The 23,144-nt window shown below is 38.3% G+C and carries 21 protein-coding genes, 1 other RNA gene, 1 pseudogene and 2 other annotated features (1 of these 25 running past the window's edge); of the genes and pseudogenes, 2 read left to right on the plus strand and 21 right to left on the minus strand.

Annotated elements, in window-relative coordinates:
* Positions 1-335: 335 nt before the first annotated feature.
* The 16 genes and pseudogenes from FG383_RS09850 to cymR all read right to left on the minus strand — a co-directional run.
* Positions 336-422, minus strand: a pseudogene (locus FG383_RS09850) (IS3 family transposase); the annotation flags it as partial.
* Positions 423-781: 359 nt separating this feature from the next.
* Positions 782-1,255 carry a transcription elongation factor GreA gene (gene greA, locus FG383_RS09855; RefSeq protein ID WP_142607244.1) on the minus strand — a complete coding sequence of 158 codons (474 nt, stop codon included), beginning with the start codon at positions 1,253-1,255 and terminating at the stop codon, positions 782-784.
* 113 nt (positions 1,256-1,368) lie between these two features.
* Positions 1,369-2,007 carry a uridine kinase gene (gene udk / locus FG383_RS09860; RefSeq protein WP_142607245.1) on the minus strand — a complete coding sequence of 213 codons (639 nt, stop codon included), beginning with the start codon at positions 2,005-2,007 and terminating at the stop codon, positions 1,369-1,371.
* Positions 2,007-3,281, minus strand: a complete 1,275-nt coding sequence (locus FG383_RS09865) for a peptidase U32 family protein (protein ID WP_142607246.1) — start codon at positions 3,279-3,281, stop codon at positions 2,007-2,009. Before FG383_RS09865 ends, udk begins: the two co-directional genes overlap by 1 nt.
* Before the next feature lie 16 nt (positions 3,282-3,297).
* Positions 3,298-4,227, minus strand: a complete 930-nt coding sequence (locus tag FG383_RS09870) for a peptidase U32 family protein (protein ID WP_142607247.1) — start codon at positions 4,225-4,227, stop codon at positions 3,298-3,300.
* Between the two features lie 4 nt (positions 4,228-4,231).
* On the minus strand, positions 4,232-4,867 hold the full coding sequence (locus FG383_RS09875; RefSeq protein ID WP_142607248.1) for an O-methyltransferase: 636 nt from the start codon (positions 4,865-4,867) through the stop codon (positions 4,232-4,234).
* Positions 4,868-4,959: 92 nt separating this feature from the next.
* Positions 4,960-6,078, minus strand: a complete 1,119-nt coding sequence (mltG, locus tag FG383_RS09880; RefSeq protein ID WP_142607249.1) for an endolytic transglycosylase MltG — start codon at positions 6,076-6,078, stop codon at positions 4,960-4,962.
* A 98-nt stretch (positions 6,079-6,176) separates the two neighbouring features.
* Positions 6,177-6,464, minus strand: coding sequence for a DUF1292 domain-containing protein (locus tag FG383_RS09885; protein WP_142607250.1), 288 nt, complete (start codon positions 6,462-6,464; stop codon positions 6,177-6,179).
* A gap of 10 nt (positions 6,465-6,474) precedes the next feature.
* A complete protein-coding gene (ruvX, locus tag FG383_RS09890) occupies positions 6,475-6,894 on the minus strand; it encodes a Holliday junction resolvase RuvX (RefSeq protein ID WP_142607251.1) in 420 nt (139 codons plus the stop codon).
* A 2-nt stretch (positions 6,895-6,896) separates the two neighbouring features.
* The gene (locus FG383_RS09895; protein ID WP_053588802.1) at positions 6,897-7,163 is read right to left on the minus strand and encodes an IreB family regulatory phosphoprotein; all 267 of its coding nucleotides are present in this window, start codon (positions 7,161-7,163) and stop codon (positions 6,897-6,899) included.
* Between the two features lie 96 nt (positions 7,164-7,259).
* Complete coding sequence (gene alaS, locus FG383_RS09900) at positions 7,260-9,893, minus strand: alanine--tRNA ligase (RefSeq protein WP_142607252.1); 2,634 nt, start codon at positions 9,891-9,893, stop codon at positions 7,260-7,262.
* Between the two features lie 46 nt (positions 9,894-9,939).
* Positions 9,940-10,153: a binding site (T-box leader), on the minus strand.
* 37 nt (positions 10,154-10,190) lie between these two features.
* Complete coding sequence (recD2, locus tag FG383_RS09905) at positions 10,191-12,617, minus strand: SF1B family DNA helicase RecD2 (RefSeq protein ID WP_142607253.1); 2,427 nt, start codon at positions 12,615-12,617, stop codon at positions 10,191-10,193.
* Between the two features lie 25 nt (positions 12,618-12,642).
* Complete coding sequence (locus tag FG383_RS09910; RefSeq protein ID WP_142607254.1) at positions 12,643-13,299, minus strand: tetratricopeptide repeat protein; 657 nt, start codon at positions 13,297-13,299, stop codon at positions 12,643-12,645.
* 14 nt (positions 13,300-13,313) lie between these two features.
* On the minus strand, positions 13,314-14,426 hold the full coding sequence (mnmA, locus tag FG383_RS09915) for a tRNA 2-thiouridine(34) synthase MnmA (protein ID WP_142607255.1): 1,113 nt from the start codon (positions 14,424-14,426) through the stop codon (positions 13,314-13,316).
* A 19-nt stretch (positions 14,427-14,445) separates the two neighbouring features.
* Positions 14,446-15,579, minus strand: a complete 1,134-nt coding sequence (locus FG383_RS09920) for a cysteine desulfurase family protein (RefSeq protein ID WP_142607256.1) — start codon at positions 15,577-15,579, stop codon at positions 14,446-14,448.
* A 12-nt stretch (positions 15,580-15,591) separates the two neighbouring features.
* A complete protein-coding gene (gene cymR / locus FG383_RS09925; protein ID WP_142607257.1) occupies positions 15,592-16,014 on the minus strand; it encodes a cysteine metabolism transcriptional regulator CymR in 423 nt (140 codons plus the stop codon).
* Between the two features lie 136 nt (positions 16,015-16,150).
* Between cymR and FG383_RS09930 the strand changes: the two genes are divergently transcribed.
* A complete protein-coding gene (locus FG383_RS09930) occupies positions 16,151-17,437 on the plus strand; it encodes a replication-associated recombination protein A (RefSeq protein WP_142607258.1) in 1,287 nt (428 codons plus the stop codon).
* A 93-nt stretch (positions 17,438-17,530) separates the two neighbouring features.
* Positions 17,531-17,773, plus strand: a complete 243-nt coding sequence (locus tag FG383_RS09935; RefSeq protein ID WP_142607259.1) for a hypothetical protein — start codon at positions 17,531-17,533, stop codon at positions 17,771-17,773.
* Positions 17,774-18,141: 368 nt separating this feature from the next.
* Here the strand turns inward: FG383_RS09935 and FG383_RS09940 are convergent, their stop codons facing one another.
* The 5 genes from FG383_RS09940 to hisS all read right to left on the minus strand — a co-directional run bounded on the left by FG383_RS09940 (position 18,142) and on the right by hisS (position 22,865).
* Positions 18,142-18,336 (minus strand): hypothetical protein, encoded by a 195-nt coding sequence (locus FG383_RS09940; protein WP_142607260.1) that lies wholly within the window; start codon positions 18,334-18,336, stop codon positions 18,142-18,144.
* 68 nt (positions 18,337-18,404) lie between these two features.
* On the minus strand, positions 18,405-19,166 hold the full coding sequence (locus tag FG383_RS09945; RefSeq protein WP_142607261.1) for a tRNA threonylcarbamoyladenosine dehydratase: 762 nt from the start codon (positions 19,164-19,166) through the stop codon (positions 18,405-18,407).
* A 308-nt stretch (positions 19,167-19,474) separates the two neighbouring features.
* A non-coding RNA gene (ssrS, locus tag FG383_RS09950) (6S RNA) lies at positions 19,475-19,661 on the minus strand.
* 154 nt (positions 19,662-19,815) lie between these two features.
* Positions 19,816-21,573, minus strand: a complete 1,758-nt coding sequence (gene aspS / locus FG383_RS09955) for an aspartate--tRNA ligase (RefSeq protein WP_142607262.1) — start codon at positions 21,571-21,573, stop codon at positions 19,816-19,818.
* The gene (gene hisS, locus FG383_RS09960; protein WP_142607263.1) at positions 21,570-22,865 is read right to left on the minus strand and encodes a histidine--tRNA ligase; all 1,296 of its coding nucleotides are present in this window, start codon (positions 22,863-22,865) and stop codon (positions 21,570-21,572) included. The genes aspS and hisS overlap by 4 nt, the downstream gene beginning before the upstream one ends.
* Before the next feature lie 177 nt (positions 22,866-23,042).
* Positions 23,043-23,144, minus strand: a binding site (T-box leader) (it continues 135 nt past the right edge of the window).

Below are 23,144 nucleotides of genomic sequence, written 5' to 3' on the forward strand. Positions count from 1 at the left end.
ATAAATAGTTGTATGAAACGAACTTTATCCTAAGTAAATGCTCTACTTATTTGGAGAAAGCATTTTCTAATTAGCTTTAGTAAATATTGCGTAGGGAATCTGATCAATTTAAAGCTCTGATAACAGTGGACGCAAAATTAGCAAGCAATTCCCATGGATTTTCGTTGCTGGGAGGCGACTCCAGTGGAGGCCAACAGGATGTTGGTCACGAAGGCGTTGCCACACGATGTGGCGTTTTTAGCCTTTGTTCCTCTGTGTGAGCAAAATGAGACTTCACAACGGACGCGCGTACGCGCTAGTGTAGTGACCCCCAAAAGTTAGACATGATTTTTTAGTTAAGCGGCTTGCGCAAGATGAGTACGGTATTGTACAGGACTCATCTTGAATTTAGATTTCAACCTTTTATGGTTATAATAGTTTATANTTCCCATGGATTTTCGCTGCTGGGAGGCGACTCCAGTGGAGGCCAACAGGATGTTGGTCACGAAGGCGTTGCCACACGATGTGGCGTTTTTAGCCTTTGTTCCTCTGTGTGAGCAAAATGAGACTTCACAACGGACGCGCGCAGGCGCGGCGGTGAAGGCTCATCGCTCACCCCACGGAAAGCGTCCGCCCAGCAGCGGAAATCCCAGCGGACACTCATTTTCAACCCACTACCACGCAGTATCCCTATATGATGACGTACATTATTTTTTATTAGGAACTTAATCAATTGTCTAGTTTATTTATTTTCCTAAAGCATTCAAAAAAGAGGCAAACATAATCGTTTACCTCTTTTTTGTTATGAGATTGATTTTATTTCTACGTCCATTTCTCCACCTGGAGTCAATATTTTCACTTTTTCTCCTATTGTTTTGCCAAGTAATCCTTTAGCAATAGGCGAATCATTGGAAATTAGGCCTTCTAGCGGGTCTGCTTCTGCTGAACCAACGATTGTATATGTTTCTTCATCACCATCAGGAATTTCGATAAATGTTACCGTTTTCCCAAGTGTTACAGTATCATTATTGCCTTCTTCTTCAATAATAACTGCATTACGAATCATCGACTCAAGTGTAGAAATTCTACCTTCTACAAATGCTTGGTCTTCTTTCGCTGAATCATACTCCGAGTTTTCGGATAAATCCCCGAAGCTTCTCGCAATTTTAATACGTTCTACTACTTCTTTACGTTTAACCGTCTTCAGTATTTCTAATTCTTCTTCTAATTTTTGTTTACCAGCAACGGTCATTGGATATTGTTTCTCTGTTGACACTTCCCATACACTCCTTTAAATACACACTTAAAACATCTTCATGTACCATTCATATGCTGAACATTTAAATGATATGAATTTCATGAAATTATTGTCAATCACCAATCATCATATTATACAATAACGTTAGTTTCAAGAATTGTTTTTATTTTTGTAACCATTAAATCGATTGCCACTTCATTTTGTCCGCCTTCTGGAATAATGATATCTGCATATTTTTTTGTAGGCTCTATAAATTGGTTATGCATAGGGCGAACGACTGTCAGATATTGCTCCACGACTGACTCTACTGTACGACCTCTTTCGTGAATATCTCGTAAAATTCGACGAATAATTCGTAAGTCAGAGTCCGTATCGACAAATAATTTTATGTTCATTAAATTACGGAGACGCTCATCTTCTAGCACTAGTATTCCCTCTAATATGATTACGTCTTTTGGCTCTATCGTAATCGTTTCGTTCGAACGCGTATGCTGTGCATAGTCATACACTGGTTTTTCTATTGCTTTATTATTCAATAAATCATGAATATGCTCGATAAGTAAGTCATTATCAAAAGCAAGTGGGTGATCATAGTTTGTGTTTAAACGCTCTTCAAATTTTAAATGGCTTTGGTCTTTATAATAATAATCTTGTTCAATTACGACAACTGAATGGTCTTTAAATACATCGCTTATCGCATTTGTTACACTCGTTTTCCCAGAACCGGAACCACCTGTGATTCCAATGATAAGAGGAGTTCTATTAGACATTATTTTAGCCCCTTTCTCATCATATTATTTGGATACAATTTCACTGGACATGTAAATTGTACTATTTCTAAAGGATGTCTTGCTGCATCCAATATTCTTCCTTTTTCATTCGTGATTTCACTTATCTTCATTCGAACATTTTCAATTTCCGGACCGAAAAATTCTACTTCGTCACCTGGTTTGAAATAATTCCGTTGTTGAAGTGTCACGATTTGTGTATCATCATTATAATCTAACACGAGACCTACAAAATCGTAGCCTAGCTTTTTATCGTGTACACCGTACATTTGTTGCTCGAAACTTGGTTCTCCTTCGAAAAATGCAGTATCTGTTTCACGATTAGCACATTTTTCAAGCTCCTTTATCCATTCGTGTTGCATGACAAAATTTTCTGGATCTGCACAATACGCATCTATCACTTTTCGGTAAACGCTAACTACCGTTGCAATATAATGAATCGATTTCATACGGCCTTCCACTTTTAAAGAATCAATGCCCATTTCAATCATTCTTGGAATGGATTCCAATAGTTTTAAATCTTTTGGACTCATCGCAAATGGCGTATCATTTTCACTGAATAATGCGTGCTCCATCCCGTCGTTTTGTTCATATAAATCATAATCCCAACGACATGATTGACAGCAACCACCACGGTTAGAATCCCGTGCAGTCATATGATTAGAAAGCGTACACCTGCCGCTATATGCTATACACATCGCACCGTGCACAAATGTTTCAATTTCTATATCCACTTTTTCTTTCATCAATTGAATTTCATCGCCAGTCGTTTCACGAGCAAGTACGACCCGATGAAGTCCTTCTTCTTTCCAGTACTGTACTGCTTTCCAGTTCGATAATGATTGCTGCGTGCTCAAATGCAATTCTAGCTTCGGAGCAAAGGTACGGCAAGTTTCAATGATTAATGGGTCTGCGACAATAATTCCAGTTACACCCGCACCTTCAATAGCTTGCAAATATGCTGCAAGCCCATCCATATTTTCATTATGCGCAAATATATTCGTTGTCACATAAATTTTCGCACCATACTGGTTCGCAAATTCTACTCCTTCACGCATTTCTTCAATCGAGAAGTTACCTGCATTGGACCGTAGTCCGAATTCTTGTCCACCTATAAAAACAGCATCTGCCCCATAATGGACAGCAATTTTCAGTTTTTCTAAATTTCCTGCCGGTGCAAGTAATTCTGGTTTTTTAGTAATAACGCGTTTTCCATTTACAAGTTCACTTATGTTGTCTAATTTAGTAACCGTCACTTATAACCTTCCTTTCTTAATAGACCGTTTCTTTAAAGAAGAATCCAGTGTCTAATGGTCTTAGTGGAGGTTGTATTGCTTCAATTTGCTTGAACAATTCTTTTTTTATTTCTTTATAGCTAGATTTTGAATGCTCGTATGCATCGATTGCTTGTCTATACAAGCTTGTGATAGTTGTAACATAGGATGGATCATGTAAAATTCCATCTATTTTCAAACTATCTATTTCTGCATCCAAAAGTTCATCCAGCTCATCGATCATACACATATCATTCGGACTAAAAATATGTGTGCCGTTTTCATCTTCATAAATCGGGTATTTGTTTGCACGTTCTTTATCATGCAAAAACATGTTTTTATTTTTGGAGCGATTTTCTACTTCCATCGTTTTATCTTGGAACAAGAAATAATTTCCTAGTAACGAACGTTTCGATTGGAACATACAAGTCATTCCGTGTACCTGTACTTCAATTTGAACGTTCGCATTTTCTTTCACTTCCACTATTTCATCTAAGCTTAGTTCTCTAGCTAAAACGGCGCGCGTCGCACCACGCTTGCCCCAATAATTAGCCGTGAAATAATTCGTGGCTGTTTGCTCGGTATTCCAGTGTAACGGAATAGATACCGCCGCTTCTCTTCTCGCTATAATAACTGCTGGATCCCCGAATGTTATGCCATCCACACCGATTTCTTGAAGTTTTTGCATATACGGAACAAGTGCATCCACTTTGTCGTTATGAAAAATTCCATTCATCGCAACATATAATTTTCTATTATGTTCTTTTGTTCGTTTTCTTGCAACTTTAATATCTTCCAATGAAAATTCTCCAGCTAAGCGCAAACCGTAAAACTGCTCTCCAACTAAAAAAGCATCTGCTCCAGCTTCGATTAACTCAGTCAAATGTTCCAAATTTGCAGGCGTAACTAATAGCTCTGTTTTTTTCATCCTGTCACCTCTTAATACTTACTAGCATGCCATCGCCGACCGGTAGAAATGCCGTGTCATAATCAGGATGATTGATCAACCATTCCATAAATTGATGTTGGTTGCGTACCATCGTTCTTTTACGTCTAGGTACTTCACTCATCGGTAGTTCTGATAGGCCATTAAGTAATAAATTATCACAATAAATAACGCCACCATCATTTAGAAATGGAGCGTACTTCTCAAAGAAATTCTTATATTGTCCTTTTGCTGCATCAATGAAAATTGCATCAAATGTTCGATTGCCCAATTGCTCTTCTGAAATTTCTAAAGCATCGCCAATAATGACTTGTATACGATTTTGCAAGTTCGCTTTCTCTATATAATTTTTGGCAAGTTCTGCTTTTTGTTCATCTCTTTCTACCGTTACGATTGACGCATCCGTTAGCTTCGTCGCCATTCTCATAGATGAATAGCCTATTGCTGTCCCTAGTTCTAGAATAGACATTGGTTTTTGTAAGGAAAGAAGTTGTAGTAAGGACTCCATCCCGACTAACTGCATAATGGGAACATGGTTTTCTTTTGCATATTGCTCCATTTCCATAAAAATAGCGGAGCGAGGTTTTATCAAATCTTTTAAAAATTCATCACTTACATTCATTCCAAGCTAACCCCTTTTTGTATGTAAAAAACATATCTTATAATAGCATAGCAGGAGAAGGAATGCGACCTCATTCCTTCTCCTGCAGTATATTATTTTAAATATTCGTCAATTTTTTGAAGATGTTGTTCATAAGTTTCGGAAAAGTGATTTTCTCCTTTTTTGTCAGCAAGGAAATAAAAATAATCAGTATCCGTTGGATTTAACACTGCCTCAATAGATGACTTTCCTGCGTTCGCTATTGGACCAGGCGGTAAACCTAAATTTTGATACGTATTATAAGGATTGTCCACTTCCAAATCTTCAAATAGCACCCGATCTTTATGGCTACCTAGTGCATATAAAACGGTCGGATCTGTTTGTAATGGCATATCGATATCTAATCGATTATAGAAGACACTAGCAATCGTTTCACGATCTGTTTGTGCAGTAGCTTCTTCCTCAAGTAGCGATGCAAATGTCAACAACCAGTGTACCGTTTTTTCCTCTGTTTGCAAAAGGTCATAGTATGCTGATACCGTTTTTTCCGTATTTGCAATCATCGTGTCAGCTATTACTTCTAAAGATGGACTTTCTTCGAAAAATGGGTACGTTGCAGGATATAAATAACCTTCTAATGCATAACGAACATTTTCCGCTTTAATTTCTGCAGATAGCAAATTAGGATACTTAACCATCATTCTATCAACAAATTCATCACTCGTTACAAGAGCAAAAAATTCATCGGCGGACTGACCAGTTTTCTTCTCAATAACTTGTCCTATTTGTTCCAAAGTTAGACCTTCTGGAATTGTCAACGAAAACAATGGCTCCCTATATACTTTACCGGTTTTCAAACTTTCGATAATTTCATCCAAAGTCATCGCTTTCGTTAAACTATATTGTCCTGCTTGAAAATTAGATTCATTATTAAATTTCGCATAGTATTTAAATATTTTCGCATTTTTAATAATACCATTATCTTCAAGTGTTGCGGAAATGGTGTCCAAGCCAGAACCAATTGGTATATCTACATCTACTATAGCTTCTGAAGTTGGATCTACTGGTTCTAATGCACTTTTCACGTAACTATAAGCAATATATCCACCTACTCCACTTACAATTAGGAGAAAAAGTACGATAACCAAAACAATTCTTCTGACAAGTTTCACTTCTTTTTTCTTTTTTTTCATCCGATCAAACATTATCTCTTTTTTTGATTCGTTTTCCACGGGTTTCCCCCCTTATTCCAATTCATTATACTAGATAATGTCCAAAAAGAAAAAGGAGGAATGAGGAGAACCTCTTTCCTTCCTTTTTTGTCGAATAATTAATCTTCGTCTTCTTCATCTAAAAATGTATTTAACATTTCTTCGATCATATCCCACTCAGCATCCGTTTCGATTGGAAGTAAATCTCCATCTTCGCCTTCTTCGTTTGGAGTGAAGGAAGATGCGTGAATTTCGATTGATTCGTCTTCATCTTCTTCTGCCCCTACTGGATAGTAAAGTACATATGATTTTCCAAATTCTTCTGATTCAAATGTGAACAGTACATTGCAAAGTTGCTCGTTGCCATTTTCATCTACTACTGTAATATTTTCTTGACCGTGGTCCATTGCAGTCACCTCATTTATTTTTTCTGTCTAGATAACCTTGTAATATCATTACAGCAGCCATCTTGTCAATTACTTGCTTCCGTTTTTTACGGCTAACATCTGCATCTATTAACATACGTTCTGCAGCCATTGTTGTCAATCTTTCATCCCACATCGTTACGGGAAAATTGTATTTTTCGGTTAGTAGCTTCGCATAGTGTTCAGATGCTTCTGCACGAGGACCAATAGTATTGTTCATGTTTTTAGGAAAACCAACGACGAATTCTGTTACTTCATGTTGTTTTACTAATTCATCAATACGATCCAAACCAAAATTTAGTTCTTCTTCATTAATTTTGACGGTTTCAATACCTTGTGCTGTCCAACCCAGTGCGTCACTTATCGCAACGCCAACTGTCCTGGAACCGACGTCTAAACCCATTATTCGCATGTTTAAGCCTCATTATTTTTTTTAATATAGAACTTTACTAATTCCTCTAAAATCTCGTCACGTTCTAATTTTCGAATCATATTACGCGCATCTTGATGGCGAGGAATATAAGCTGGATCACCAGATAGTAGGTAGCCTACAATTTGATTGATAGAATTATACCCTTTTTCTTCTAGTGCAGAGTGTACTTGTAGCATCACATGTTTGACTTCCTGTTCCATCGATTCTTCAGGAAAATTAAATTTCATCGTTTTATCAAATGAACTCATGATCAGCACCTCGCTTTCGATTTTAGTAGGCAACATTACTTATCTGACTTTCAGTATAACCGAAATTGGAAATAGTATCAAATATACCTAATTTTTTTAGATAGTTTTCATATATTCGTAAACAGAAGTTAAAGCAGACTCTAATTTGCTGCCGTCTTTTGCTCCAGCCATTGCGAAGTCAGGGCGACCGCCACCTTTACCACCACATTGTTCTGCTACTAGTTTGACGATATTGCCTGCATGATAGTTTCCACCAACTAAATCTTTTGTTACTCCTGCCGAAATCATTACTTTATCCCCATCAATTGCTCCAAGCACGATCACTGCTTTATCAAGTTTTTGTTTTAAATCATCCATCATTTGACGTAGTTGGTTATTGTCTTTTGCATCTACTTTTACAGACAATACGGTAATATCATTTATTGTTTGAGCAGATGAAAGTACAGATGAAGCTTGGCTGTTAGCGATTTTTGCAGAAAGTGATTCATTTTCTTTTTGCGCATGTTTTAATTCTTGTAATGTTTGCGCTACTTTCGAAACGATATCTTTTGGTTGTGCTTTCAATAAATTTGCAGCTTCTGCAAGTACATGTTCTTCCTCTTTGACAACTTCAAAAGCACCTTTACCTGTAACAGCTTCAATACGTCGAGTACCTGCTCCAATTCCACTTTCTGATAGGATTTTAAAGAACCCGATCTCAGAAGTGTTTTGTACATGAACTCCTCCACAAAGTTCTAGAGAGAATGAACCCATTCGGACAACGCGAACGATATCACCGTATTTCTCCCCGAATAATGCCATTGCACCCATTTTCTTCGCGTCATCTATATTATGGAATCCAGTAACTACCGGGATATTATCCCACACTTTTTCATTCACTATACGTTCAATTTTCTCTAGCTCTTCTTTTGTAACTTGTCCAAAATGAGAAAAGTCAAAACGCAGGCGATCAGGGCCAACATAAGAACCTGCTTGGTTTACATGAGTTCCTAAAACGTCTTTTAGAGCTTGATGTAATAGATGCGTTGCAGAGTGATTTTTAATCGTATGACCACGTAGTGATGGATCTACGCTTGCATTAACCGATGCATCATTGATCATTTCCCCTGATTCGATCACAACAGTGTGTAAATTTTGTCCATTTGGTGCTTTTTGCACATCTTTGACAAATCCTCTAAACGACTCATTTTCAATGATTCCATGATCGGCGATTTGACCACCACTTTCTGCATAAAAAGGAGTTTGTGTCAAAATAACTTTCACTTCATCGCCTTCACTTGCAGATTTCACTAGTGCTTGACCAAGAATAATCGATGTGATTTTCGTTGTAGATGAAAGTGTGTCATATCCAATGAATTCACTTTCATCATGAAGTTTACTAAATACTTCTGATTGTACTTGCATTGAATCGACATTTTGACGAGCAGCGCGAGCGCGAGAACGTTGTGCTTCCATCTCTGTTTTAAAGCCTTCATGATCTACTGTCATATTTGCTTCTTCTGCATATTCTTCCGTTAATTCAATCGGAAAGCCGTATGTGTCATATAAAGTAAACGTAGTCGTTCCAGGGATGAATGACTCCCCTTTTGCATGTTGCTCTTCGATTACTTTTTCTAAAATCGCTAAACCGTCATGCAGTGTTTCGTGGAAACGTTCTTCTTCATTTTTCATAACACGCATAATGAATTCTTGTTTCGCTGTAACTTCTGGGTAGAAATCTTGCATAATTTCTCCAACAACAGGGACAAGCTCGTGTAAGAATGGTTTGTCGATGCCAAGTTGTTTTGCAAAACGGACCGCGCGTCGAAGTAATCTTCTAAGTACATACCCTCTGCCTTCATTAGATGGAAGCGCTCCATCACCAATTGCAAAAGCCACTGTACGAACATGGTCAGCAATTACTTTAAATGCAGTATCATCTTCATCGTTTTGGCGATATGCTTTTCCTGAAATACTTTCTGTTTGGCGAATAATTGGCATAAATAAATCTGTATCAAAGTTAGTAGGAACATCTTGTACAACACTTGCCATACGTTCCAGACCCATACCAGTATCAATATTTTGTTTTGGTAGTGGTGTGTACGTGTGGTCTGGATTGTGGTTGAATTCAGAAAATACTAAGTTCCAAATTTCTAAATAACGTTCATTTTCTCCACCTGGATATAACTCCGGATCATTTGCGTCATTTCCGTAACTTTCTCCGCGGTCATAGAAAATTTCAGAGTTCGGACCACTTGGACCTTCTCCAATATCCCAGAAGTTTCCTTCTAGACGAATAATTCTTTCTTCCGGAATACCAATTTCGTTTCTCCAAATACTATATGCTTCTTCATCTTCAGGATGAACCGTAATTGATAATTTTTCTGCATCAAAAGCAATCCATTTTTCATCCGTCAGAAATTCCCATGCCCATTCGATCGCTTCTTTTTTGAAGTATTCACCGATTGAGAAGTTACCTAACATTTCGAAGAACGTATGATGTCTAGCAGTTTTCCCTACATTCTCAATATCATTTGTACGAATAGATTTTTGAGCGTTCGTAATACGTGGATTTTCTGGCACGACACGTCCATCAAAATATTTTTTTAAAGTTGCAACCCCACTATTGATCCAAAGTAAAGATGGATCATTAATCGGCACTAGTGGAGCAGATGGTTCTTGCGTATGTCCTTTTTCGATAAAGAAGTCTAAATACATTTGTCTAATTTGCGCACCTGTTAATTGTTTCATCCTAATTCCTCCTAATTTTGTAGAAATAAAAAAAGCCCTCATCCCAAAAAGGGACGAAAGCTATTATTTCGCGGTACCACCCTAGTTACATATTAGCTGTTGCCAAACATGTCTCTTAAGAAGCCTTAACGCGGCAAAACGGCAGGTTTTAACTGCACTCAAGAGTAGCTTTCCTAATTGTTATGCACTGAGGATTCTTCCAGCCGTGGAATCCCTCTCTTGTCAGGTAACAATCGTACTTTCTCCGTCAACATTTTCGTTATATGCAATTGATTATAAAAAACAATCGTCCTAATGTCAATTGTCTGCCTCCATAAATTGATAAGGTGTAATTCCTTTCATACCGATTAATGGATCGATCGAATGATAGTTATCTGCTGATAAAAAAGTAGTGTCTAGGAGTTCTTCCTTCGGTTCATCGGAATTTGGAACTTCCGATTCAACTGGTTGCACTACTGACTCCTCACTTCCAATCAATCGATCTTTTAGTGTCGTTAAACGCTGCAAATCATCTGTCCGCTCCACACCATACTTAAAAGTTTCCGGATCCCCACATAATATTAAGAAATTTTTAGCTCTCGTAATTCCTGTATACAATAGGTTTCGCCGTAGCATTTTCATATAGCTGCGCGTCACTGGCATAATAACCGTTTGGAACTCACTACCTTGCGATTTATGTACAGAACAGCAATAGGCTAATGTAATTTGGTTTAAATCATTTTTTTCATACGTCACTTCTGTACCATCAAATGAAACGACGAGGATTTCTTTTTTATCAACAGTTTCAGCTGCTCTGAAAATACTTACAACTTCCCCCATATCTCCGTTAAACACATTACTTTCCGGCTGGTTGACGAGTTGTAGTACTTTATCCCCTATACGGTAGATTGTTTCTCCAAAAATCATTTCTTTCCGTGTTCCATCAGGATTTGGATTGACCATTTCTTGCATCATTTTATTTAACGCATCAATTCCAGCTGGACCTCTATACATCGGAGCTAGTACTTGAATGTCTCGGATAGAATGTCCTTTGGATAAAGCACTTTTCAGTACTTGCTCCACTACTTTTGGTATTTGTTCCGTGGAAGCTTTGATAAACGAACGATCCCTCGTTTTGTCTAGTAAAGTTTGTGGAACCGATCCTTTTTTCATTTCATGGGCTAATTCAATGATAGAGGATCCTTCTGATTGGCGATAAATATCTTTTAGCTCGACCGTTGGAATCCGCTTAGATGCCAGCAAATCTTTTAATACTTGCCCAGGTCCAACTGGGGGCAACTGATCTTGGTCTCCTACAAAAATAACTTGCGCATCTTTTGGAATTGCCTTTAACAGTTGATGTCCTAGCCATGTATCAAGCATGGAAGTTTCATCTATGATGATTAGTTTGCCTTCTATTTCTTTTCCTTCCACATCATCATCTTCTTGACCATTAAATCCTAGCAACCGATGAATAGTCATAGCAGGTAATTCGGTTGACTCACTTAGACGTTTCGCTGCTCTACCAGTTGGAGCAGCTAACACAATAGGAAAGGGCTTTTTGTCTTTTGCCCATTCTTTTGGATCAAGTGAAAGCCCATGAAGTTCGGCATACAATTCAACGATTCCTCGGACTACCGTTGTTTTCCCTGTACCCGGTCCCCCCGTTAATAACGTCATACTGGCGTTTAAGGCTGTTTCAATCGCTTTTACTTGAGTAGTTGCATATTGCACGCCTAATCGTTCTTCAATACCGCCTAAATGCTTTTTCATCTCTGCTAGAGGAAATTTATGATGTGCATCATTTTCACCGAGTAACGTTTCGATTTTAGAACCGATACCAACTTCCGAATAATAAAGAGAAGGGATATAAAAACGATTCACTTCCCCAACAATTCGGTTTTCTTCCGCAAGTTCAATGCAACATTTTGTAATCGATTCGAACGGTATTTCTTCTCTTTGGGCGCTTTCCAATAGCTTTTTAACCGATTCCAGCAACTGCTCGGCATATAAAAAGACATGTCCTTCACTTAAAGAAGCAGTTTGCAGTAAATGATAAATGGCCGCTTTAATACGATCCGGGTGATTTCCTTTAATACCTAATTTATAACCAAGCTCATCAGCACGTACAAATCCGACACCTTCCACTTCTTCTATTAAACGAAATGGATTTTTCGTTAAAACCGTAATCGTTTCTTGTCGGTATGCTTGATATATTTTCATCGCAATTTGAGGTCCAAAACCCCATTCATTTAGCTGAATCATTACTTTTTCTAAACCTAAATTTTGTTCTAAAACGGCACGTAGCGTTTGTTTTTTCTCTTCTGCCAGTCTCGGAATCACATCTAAGGCAGCAGGATCGTCCAAAATTTTATTGATAGCATTAGATCCAAGCTTTTTCACAATTGTTTCAGCTGTTTTACGTCCAATTCCCGGGAACATATCACTCGACAAATAATGGACAATTCCTTGTTCCGTTGCCGGCACTTCTTTTTGAAATGTTTCCACTTGGAACTGTACACCATATTTCGGATGATTTTTAATAAATCCAGTAAATTTATATGCTTCTTCTAAAACAAGTGAAGGGAAATAACCGGTTACAATTATTTCTTTATCGGTATATGTAGTATTCGTAGATTTTATTTTTAATTTGATAATGGAAAATAGGTTTTGGGGATTATGAAAAATAGAGACGATAGGACGTCCCGAGATAAACTGCTTTTCACTGTTCATTTCGTTTGTCATACTACCGCCTCCAAAAATTGTCATATTAATTACGTAAAGAAATCATGTCGTACACATAACGTGCTTGATCATAAGTTGGTTGAATTGTAAAAGCTTCTTTTAAATGATGTAAAGCGGCATCTGTATCCGAAGTAGAAACCGCGTATAAAACACCTAAATTATAATGCGCGTCTGCATTTTCTGCATCCGCTTCTAAAATTTCTTTGAACAGGGGTTCCGCTTGTTCAAACATTTCCATACTTGCTAGCGCAATACCATAGGAAAGTGCAATTTGAATATCTCCGGATGCTAGTTCATAAGCACGTTGTAAATATGGCAAGGAAAGCTTCGTATGTCCTTCTTTTTCAAAGCTTTTCCCTAGCATAAAATAGGCATCTGCCCCTTCAATTCCACCTGCAATTGCCTTTTCATAAAGTTTTGCAGCTTCCTCGAAACGATCCGCATTATAGTATAAATTTGCTAGACTATAATAGGCAGTTGCCGCGTGCTCATCTAGTGTAATTGCTTTTTGAAAAAATCGTTCCGCACGATCATTCTCATTCATGGAAGCTAGCAGATTTCCGAAGTTAATATAGCCAATCGCTTCATCTGGATTTTCTTCAATCGCCTTCGTGAATAATTCTGCTGCTTTTTCATAATTTTCTTCTTGTATTGCCTGAATACCTAATTCATTGTAGTCCATTCTAATACCTCCTGTTACCCGACGTAGTCCAACTTCAATCCATCTTTGAACACTTCATCTATCGTAGCTCCACCAAGGCATTCGTCATCTTGATAAAAAACAACTGCTTGTCCTGGTGTAATTGCGCGAACTGGTTGATCGAATGTCACCAATACTTTGCCTTCCGAAAGAAGTTCTACATGAACGCCCACATCTTCTTGGCGGTAACGGAATTTTGCTGTGCAATCAAAGGATGTTGGTTTTTCTAGTGTTGTTGTGAATGATAGATTCGTTGCTGTTAAACTTGTAGAAAACAGGGCATCATTATTAATATTTTGACCTACTAATAATACATTTCGCTCTAAATCTTTCCCAATAACAAACCATGGATCTCCAGAACCACCAATACCTAAACCATGACGTTGCCCAATCGTATAGTACATCAACCCGTCATGGTGCCCCATTTGTTTGCCATCCATCGTTTCCATAACTCCTCTTTGAGCTGGAAGATATTGCCCTAAAAATTCTTTGAAGTTTCTTTCTCCGATGAAACAGATACCAGTTGAATCTTTTTTCGTTGCAGTTGCTAAACCTTGCTCTAATGCAATTTCACGAACTTTTTTCTTTTCTAAATGACCAATTGGAAACATGACTTTTTCTAATTGCTCTTGGTTTAATTGGTTCAAGAAGTAAGTTTGGTCTTTGTTATTATCTTTTCCGCGGAGCATGCGAGTTTGTCCATCTCTTACTTCTACTTGAGCGTAGTGCCCAGTTGCTAAATAGTCTGCACCCAATGCTAATGCATGCTCCAAAAATGCTTTAAATTTGATTTCTTTGTTACACATAACATCTGGATTTGGCGTTCTTCCTGCTTTGTATTCTTCTAAGAAATACGTAAATACTTTATCCCAATATTGTTTTTCAAAATTCACTGCGTAGTACGGAATACCTATTTGGTTACATACTTTGATAACATCTTCATAGTCATCTGTTGCGGTACAAACGCCAAATTCGTCTGTATCATCCCAGTTTTTCATGAAAATACCGATAACGTCGTACCCTTGTTCTTTTAATAGATAAGCTGCAACGGATGAATCAACGCCACCGGACATCCCGATCACTACTCGTGTATCTTCTATTTTTTTCACTTTTACTCACTCATTTCAATTATCCTAGAATAATTTTACTTATTTTATTTGCAGCTTCTATTACTTGCTGCTCTGAATTATTTATCCCAAAGCTAAAGCGGACAGAATTTCGAAGTTCGGGTGTATTTTCACCATACATAGCAACTAACACATGAGAAGGATCGATGGAACCAGCAGTGCATGCTGAACCACTAGAAGCATCAATTCCAGCTAAATCGAGTTGCACTAAAAATGTTTCCACATCTGTTGTTGGAATGCTAATATTCAAGACATGTGGCAACACGTTCTCTTTCGATCCATTTACAGTGAACTGGACACCGTTACTTTCTAGTTGCTTTAAGAAAGCTTGTTTCAATTGAACATAATCGGTAACGCTTTTTTGTATGTTCGCTTGTTTTAGTTCGACTGCTTTTGCAAAAGCGACGACCGCTGGAATATTTTCTGTCCCTGCACGTCTTTTTCGTTCTTGTTGACCACCATAAAATAGAGGCTTTAGCATAATACCTTTTCGCCCATATAAAAAACCGATCCCTTTTGGTCCGTTAATCTTATGACTAGACACACTTAGCAAATCGACATGTAATTCATTCACGTCTATTTCAACACTACCGTATGCTTGTACTGCATCTGTATGGAAATAAGCAGGATGATCCTTTAACAATTCCCCGATTGCTTGAATTGGTTGAATCGCCCCGACTTCGTTATTCGCATACATAACAGAAACTAAAATAGTATCGTCTCGTAACGAATTTTTCAAGTCATTTATCTCGACTATTCCTTCTTTATTCACCGGTAAATACGTCACATCGAAACCTGCACGTTCTAATTGCTCGCAAGCATGTAGTACTGCGTGATGTTCAATTTGTGTCGTAATAATATGCTTTCCTTCATTTTCCCTAGCATAAGCAGTCCCAAAAATAGCGTAGTTATCCGCTTCGGTTCCCCCACTTGTTATCGTAATTTCTGTTTCGTGTGCCCCGATGCTTTTAGCAAAAATGATTCGTGATTGATCTAGTTTTTTTCTTGCATTTCTACCTGTTTGGTGAATACTCGATGCATTTCCGTATTCTTCATTTATTTCTGCGGTAAATGTTTGGATTACTTCTTCTGCCATTGGTGTAGTTGCGGCATGATCTAAATATATTCTAGTCATTTAAAAGACTCCTTAAATATAAAACATATATCCAGTATCGTCTGGATTATCTTCTGTATATTTTGCTAAATCTTCAATTGTCGTCGTATCTAACACATTTTTTACTGCATCTCGTATACGCATCCACAATTCGCGTTGTGGTGGTTCTTCCTCTTCAATGCCTTCTACAATTTGAATCGGTCCTTCCAAAACTCGAATAACATCGCCAGCAGTTATTTCGTCTGGCTTGTTTGATAGCATATAACCCCCATAAGCACCGCGCACACTTTTAACAAGTCCTGCATTTCGCAAAGGAGATACAATTTGTTCTAAATACGCTTCGGATAAATTATGCTCTGCTGCAATTGTTCGAAGCGCAATTGGCCCTTCTCCGTACTGTTTTCCTAGAGCAACTATAATCGTTAAACCATATCGTCCTTTTGTTGAAAATTTCAATATATTCCACCTCATTAAATTTAAAAAATACTTTTATTAGTATAGCATAATTCCGCGGTATAACGACTTTAAAATGACTTTCCACTCAAACTTCGGTATAATTAAAGAACAAACGTTTGAACAAGGAGGGATTGTTTTGAACAACGAACCTTTAGCATATCGTATGAGACCTCAAACGATAGATGAAATAGCTGGTCAGCAGCATGTTATTGGAAAAGATACAGCTTTATATAAAATGATCAAAAATGGGCATGTTCCTTCGATGCTTTTGTACGGAGATCCAGGCGTCGGCAAAACTTCCCTTGCTTTTGCAATAGCTGGTACGACGAAACTTCCTTTTGTAGCACTAAATGCAACAAAAGCAGGGAAAAAGGATGTAGAAGATGTCGTAGCAGATGCACGAATTAGCGGAAAAGTTATTTTATTTTTAGATGAAATACATCGTTTTAATAAATTACAACAAGATACACTGCTTCCACATGTGGAAAATGGGTCGATCATATTAATTGGGGCTACGACGGAAAATCCTTTTCACGATGTGAACCCAGCAATACGATCACGTTGCGGTGAAATAAAACAACTAAAGCGACTTACAACCGAAGATGTGGACATGCTTTTAGAAAGGGCCTTACTCGATAAAGAAAAAGGGCTAGGGAAAATGGCTATTGCCATTACAGAGGAACAACGAAAGAAAATTGCAGATGCCGCAAATGGGGATGCTAGAAAAGCATTAACCTTATTAGAATCGACTATTTTTGCAAGCTTTGAAGAAGACGGTGTAACAAAAGTTGAAGATAGTATACTGAACAGTTTAGTTGATCGAGTCGGAGTTTTTGGTGATAAAAAAGGATCTCATTTTTATAATTTATTATCCGCACTGCAAAAATCCGTTCGAGGGAGTGATACAGATGCGGCACTATACTATTTAGCCCATTTACTTGAGAATGGAGATTTAGTGGCGGTATCAAGAAGGTTACTCGTTATGAGCTACGAAGATATTGGTCTTGCAAATCCAACTGTTGGTCCACAAGTACTCGCAGCAATACAGTCGGCTGAAAGACTTGGTCTGCCAGAAGCTCGAATTCCTCTAGCAAATGCAGTTGTACTTATGTGTTTATCGGAGAAATCTAATTCAGCTTATTCAGCACTGGATGCTGCAATCGCGAGCATTCATGTAGGGAAAACGGGTGATATACCAAACCATTTGAAAGATACGCATTACGCAGGTTCAGCAGAACTTGGTCACGGAGGGTATATTTATCCACATGATCATAAAATTGGAACGTTCGGAGGCTGGGTCAATCAAACGTACTTACCAAATAATTTAGTCGGAACAAGATTTTATGAACCAATTGAAGCTGGAGAAGAAAAACGACTCGCTGCGATTTATAATCGTTTAGAAAAGTTTAAAAAAGAAAAATAATCCAAGCTGGACAAATGTCTAGCTTGGATTATTTTCTTTTTACAACCAACCTAATTTCCCCGTAACAAAAAGCAAATGGGAAAGATGAATGGAATGATCCATAAAATAGGGAAAGTGCGTCTTAGCCATTGGCATCTCAATCCAAGTAAACTTGCTATTTTAAGATTTGGTTGCTTTCACCAGCAATTTGGTTGCACTCATGCTGATTTGGTTGCTTTCGGAATAGAATTGGTTGCTTTTGATGTCTGTTTTGTTGCTCTCTGCCATTTATTGGATTCACTCAATCAAAAATCTGTACTAGATTATGTATTTTACGAGCTGATACTCAATAAGTAAGAAATTTTCCTTTGATTTCCGCTGCTGGCGACGACTCCTGCCGAGGCCAACACGATGTTAGTCACGAAGGCGTTGCCACACGATGTGGCGTACTTAGCCTTTGTTCCGCTGGGAGCAAATGAGACATCTGAGGCGTACGCCTAAGCGACGGGGATGGCTCATCGCTTACCCGGCGGTAAGCGTACGCCCTGCAGCGAAAATCACAGCGGTCACCTGATAATGCTTTTTACAACACATATTCCCTATATCACGTGCAATATAATGTTTACCTTATGCTACTTGACAAGTTAGCAACATGTCTAAATTGTTGTAGTTCCCTAAGCAACAAAAAAGCTCCGCACGAGGGTTTTTTCATGCGGAGCTCTTCATTACACACCCATTTTACGACGTGTATTACTTACTTTCTTCGTCATTTGGCTTTTTGCCTTTTGATTAGCGGCTGGTCCATTCGCTTGCGATTTGCCACCGTTCGCTTGGTTTTTCTTTTCTTCTAGCTTTTGTTTTACTGCCTCTTGCAAAGACATTTTCTTTTTTGGTGCTTCTTGATTGGTCGATTCTGTCATTGTCTATCCCTCTCATTCCTTAGTGCTTTAATTTTAAGTATAAGGGTTAAGGAAAAAACTGCAACTAATTACTTCACTCGATTGATATGAATGTTTCTAGTAATATCATTAATCACCCAACTAGCGCATATTAACCCTACTGTAGATGGGACGAATGCATTGGAAGATGGCGGCATTTTTGCTTTACGAATGGCTGCATCTGGTTTTCCAACAGTTCCCACAACATCCTCCCGTACTACTATCGGACTTTCATCCGAAAATACAACTGGAATTCCTTTTGTAATATGGTCTTCTTTACGTAATTTAGTACGAATCACTCTCGCAATTGGATCTGTATGTGTTTTGGAAATATCGGCAATTTGAAAACGTGTTGGGTCTGTTTTATTTGCTGCTCCCATACTTGAAATAATTTTAATACCACGTTTTAAACATTCTTTCATCAAATGTACTTTATATATAATTGTATCAGATGCATCAATTACATAATCTATATCCATCGCAAAAAATTGTTCATACGTTTCTTCCGTATAAAACATATGCATATCAATTACTTCACAGTCTGGATTAATATCAGCAATTCGCTCTTTCATTACTTCTGATTTCGAACGACCAATTGTAGACATATATGCTACTAATTGGCGATTTATATTTGTAATATCTACATTGTCCTTGTCCACTAAAATAATTCGACCGACTCCACTTCTTGCACATGCTTCTGCCGCAAAAGAGCCTACCCCGCCGACACCTAAAATAGCGACTGTCGTATTTCTGATTAAATCTACGCCTTCTTTTCCTACTGATAATTCGTTTCTTGAAAATTGATGTAACATATAAACACTCCATCTGTATCGAATTAGTACGGATCAATTACGCCTCGGCGTAATTGCGTCCAAATTTTGAATTGCGCTTGAGGCCTACAGGAGGTAGGTCATGCAGTCGTTGCGACAGGACGTCGCGAACTTAGACTGCCTTCCTTAACTCCTTACAAAATTTGTGACATCCTCCGGAGGATTAACTTGACTCAGCACATGTTTTTTTGCGACGAGCTTGCGCACGAGCAGTTATTATTCGCCGAGTCAAGTTAAGCCTAACAAAAACCCTCCAGCAAAAATTGCTAGAGGGACATTAGTAATCTAGGACGAATCCCAATCGTGCCGACAATATAAAGCGTATCGTTTTGAACCCGCACTCAGCAGGTGGGTGTCCTCTTTATTACTTTTGGCGTCCCTTATGTAGGGCATGTCAGTCATAATAAAAGTTAGACTCCCGACGATAAAAATTGTTCGGTCAAAACTGATTGCATGTTGCGAACACATCAGGATTCGTATTACTTGTATGATAGCATACGATTTATGAAACATCAATCATTTTATCGTGATGTTTACCGACTATTCTGAACTTTAAAATTCAGGACTTTTTTCTTATTCTTAACTGTGAGACCACTCTAACTGCTGAGTGGTCACCTGTTATCATTGCGTTTTATTTTAACTTTAAATTTAACTCTTCTAGTTGGGCTTGTGCTACTGGACTAGGCGCTTGTGTTAATAAATCACTAGCACTTGCCGTTTTCGGGAAAGCGATTGTATCACGTAAGTTTGTGCTACCTGACAGAAGCATCACGACACGGTCTAATCCAAATGCTACTCCACCATGCGGAGGAGTTCCATATTCAAAAGCTTCCATTAGGAAGCCAAATTGCTCTTTTGCTTCTTCTTCAGCGAATCCAAGTACTTGGAACATTTTTTCTTGTACATCTCTCGAATAAATACGTAATGATCCCCCGCCAAGCTCATAACCATTTAATACTAAGTCATATGCTTGCGCACGCACTTTACTTGGATCCGTATCCATTAACGGCAGATCTTCGTCGAATGGTCGTGTAAACGGATGATGCGCTGCATAGTAACGACCTTCTTTTTCATCGTATTCAAATAATGGCCAGTTAACAACCCATAAAAATTCAAAATGATTTTCATCGATTAATCCTAAATCTTTTCCTAGTTTTAAGCGTAGTGCTCCTAGTGAATCAGCTACAACTGATTTTTTATCTGCTACAAATAACAGTAAATCTCCTGCAGAGGCTTCTAATGTTTGGATTAAGCTCGCTTGTGCTTCTCCTTCGAAAAACTTAGCGATTGGCCCTTTTAGTCCTTCTTCGTCTACTTTCAACCAAGCAAGACCTTTAGCACCGTAAATCCCTGCAAATTCACCTAAAGCATCGATATCTTTTCGTGAATAATTAGCTGCTGCTCCCTTCACATTAATCGCTTTTACTTGACCACCGGATTCTACTGCAGCAGCGAATACTTTAAATGCACTATCTTTTACAGTTTCCGATAAGTCTACTAACTCTAAACCAAATCGTACATCAGGTTTATCCGATCCATAACGAGCCATCGCTTCATCGTAATCCATGCGTGCAAAAGGAATGGTCACATCAATACCTTTCACTTCTTTCATGATTTTTTTCATCATGCGCTCGTTCATCTCTAAAATTTCATCCATCGATAGGAAACTCATTTCCATATCGATTTGTGTAAATTCAGGCTGACGGTCTGCACGTAAATCTTCATCACGGAAACATCTTGCAATTTGATAATAACGTTCAAAACCAGCTACCATTAACATTTGCTTAAACAATTGAGGAGATTGCGGTAATGCATAAAACTCTCCATTATGCACACGACTAGGAACTAAATAGTCACGCGCTCCTTCTGGTGTAGATTTTGTTAAAATAGGTGTTTCTACTTCTAAAAACCCTTCATCATCTAAGAAACGTCTAACCGTTTTTGTAATATCTGAACGCATTTTGAATGTGTCATACATAACCGGTCTTCTTAAATCTAAGTAACGATATTTTAATCGAACATCTTCTCCGGCATCTGTTTGGTTTTCAATAGCAAACGGTGGCGTTTTAGCATCATTAATAATGACTACTTCTGTTGCATGCACTTCAATCGCACCAGAAGTAATATTAGGATTTACTTGATTGGCCGCACGCGCAATTACAGTTCCAGTCACTTGAATAATGTATTCATTGCGAAGTTTATCTGCAACTTCGATCGCCGCTTCCGAAATTTCTGGGTTAAAAACTACTTGTACTAGTCCTGAACGATCCCGAACATCAACAAATATTAATCCACCTAAATCTCTTCGCTTTTGTACCCAACCGATTAGCTGGATGGACTCGCCAATATGTTGTTCATTTAACTGTCCACTTGTATGTGTTCTGTTCATTGTTCTTTTGCCTCCACTTGTGTTGTTATACTAATTTTTACTTGCTCAATTAATGTGCTAAATGGGACAAGCTGCTGCTCTCCTGTTGCTAAGTCTTTTAGCATTGCACTTTGCTTTTCGAGTTCATCATCCCCGATTACGAGCACTAATTTTGCTTTTAGACGATCTGCAGATTTCATTTGTGTTTTTATTTTTCGATCTAAATAATCCATTTCCGCCGTAATCTCGTTGTTCCGTAATTCATATGTAAGCTCGACTGCTTTTTTCTTTGCAGCTTCCCCCATACCAATTACATATACATCTAAAGTAGAAAGATCCGCCCATTTATTGTTCTCAGCTTCTACTGCAAGTAATAATCGTTCAATACTCATCGCAAATCCAATACCAGGTGAAGCGGGTCCACCAAGTTCTTCTACAAGTCCGTTATATCTCCCACCACCTGCTAGTGTTGTAATTGCACCAAAACCTTCCGCTGTACTCATAATTTCAAACGCGGTGTGATTGTAATAGTCAAGTCCACGAACTAAATTAGGATCTACTTCGTAAGGAATATTCAGTAAGCTGAGATATTCTTTCACTTTTTCAAAATAAGCAGCTGATTCTTCATTTAAATAATCGGTTAAAGAAGGAGCAGTTGCCATTAACGGATGATTACGATCTACTTTACAATCTAAAATGCGAAGTGGATTTTTTTGCAATCTATTTTGACAATCCGAGCAAAATTCTGCAATATGCGGTTCAAAATGATTTACTAATGCTTCTTTATGCGCTACCCGGCTTTCCGTATCACCAAGCGAATTTATAACGAGCTTCAGTTTTTTCAAGCCCGCTTTTTGATATACAGACATCGCAAGTGAAATTACTTCCGCATCGATTGCCGGATCTGCACTACCAATTGCTTCAATTCCAAATTGAACAAATTGACGATATCGTCCAGCTTGTTGGCGTTCGTAACGGAACATTGGTCCCATATAGTACAATTTCACCGGTTGGTCTGGGTATCCAAACATTTTATGTTCTACAAATGCACGCACGGCAGATGCTGTACCTTCCGGACGAAGCGTAAGCGAACGGTCCCCGCGATCTTGGAATGTATACATTTCTTTTTGGACGATATCTGTTGTATCTCCAACACTTCTTGTGAATAGCTCCGTATGCTCGAAAATTGGTGTTCGAATTTCTTTATATTGATACATTCGACAAGTTTCTCTTATTAGCTCTTCTACTACTTGCCACTTCCCTGTTTCGGAGGGTAAAATATCTTGCGTTCCTCTTGGTACTTTAATATCCATGGCTGTTGCCTCCTTTTTTTGCTTATCAATTACGCCTTGGCGTAATTGCGTCCAGATTTTGAATCGAGCATACTCGATTCAAAATCTATGCCATCCGCCGGAGACTTTATCTTTATTCAACGCGTGTTTCGACATTCGTTGAATAAAAATAAAAAAAGCCCTCATCCCTTGCATATAGCAAGGGACGAGAGCTTATATAAGCTTCCGCGGTTCCACCCTAGTTGGTCAAAAAAACTGACCCTCTCAACTCTGGATAACGGCCAGCTCCGTTTTTGCCTA

It is taken from the genome of Psychrobacillus soli (assembly GCF_006861775.1).
Lineage (GTDB): Bacteria > Bacillota > Bacilli > Bacillales_A > Planococcaceae > Psychrobacillus > Psychrobacillus soli.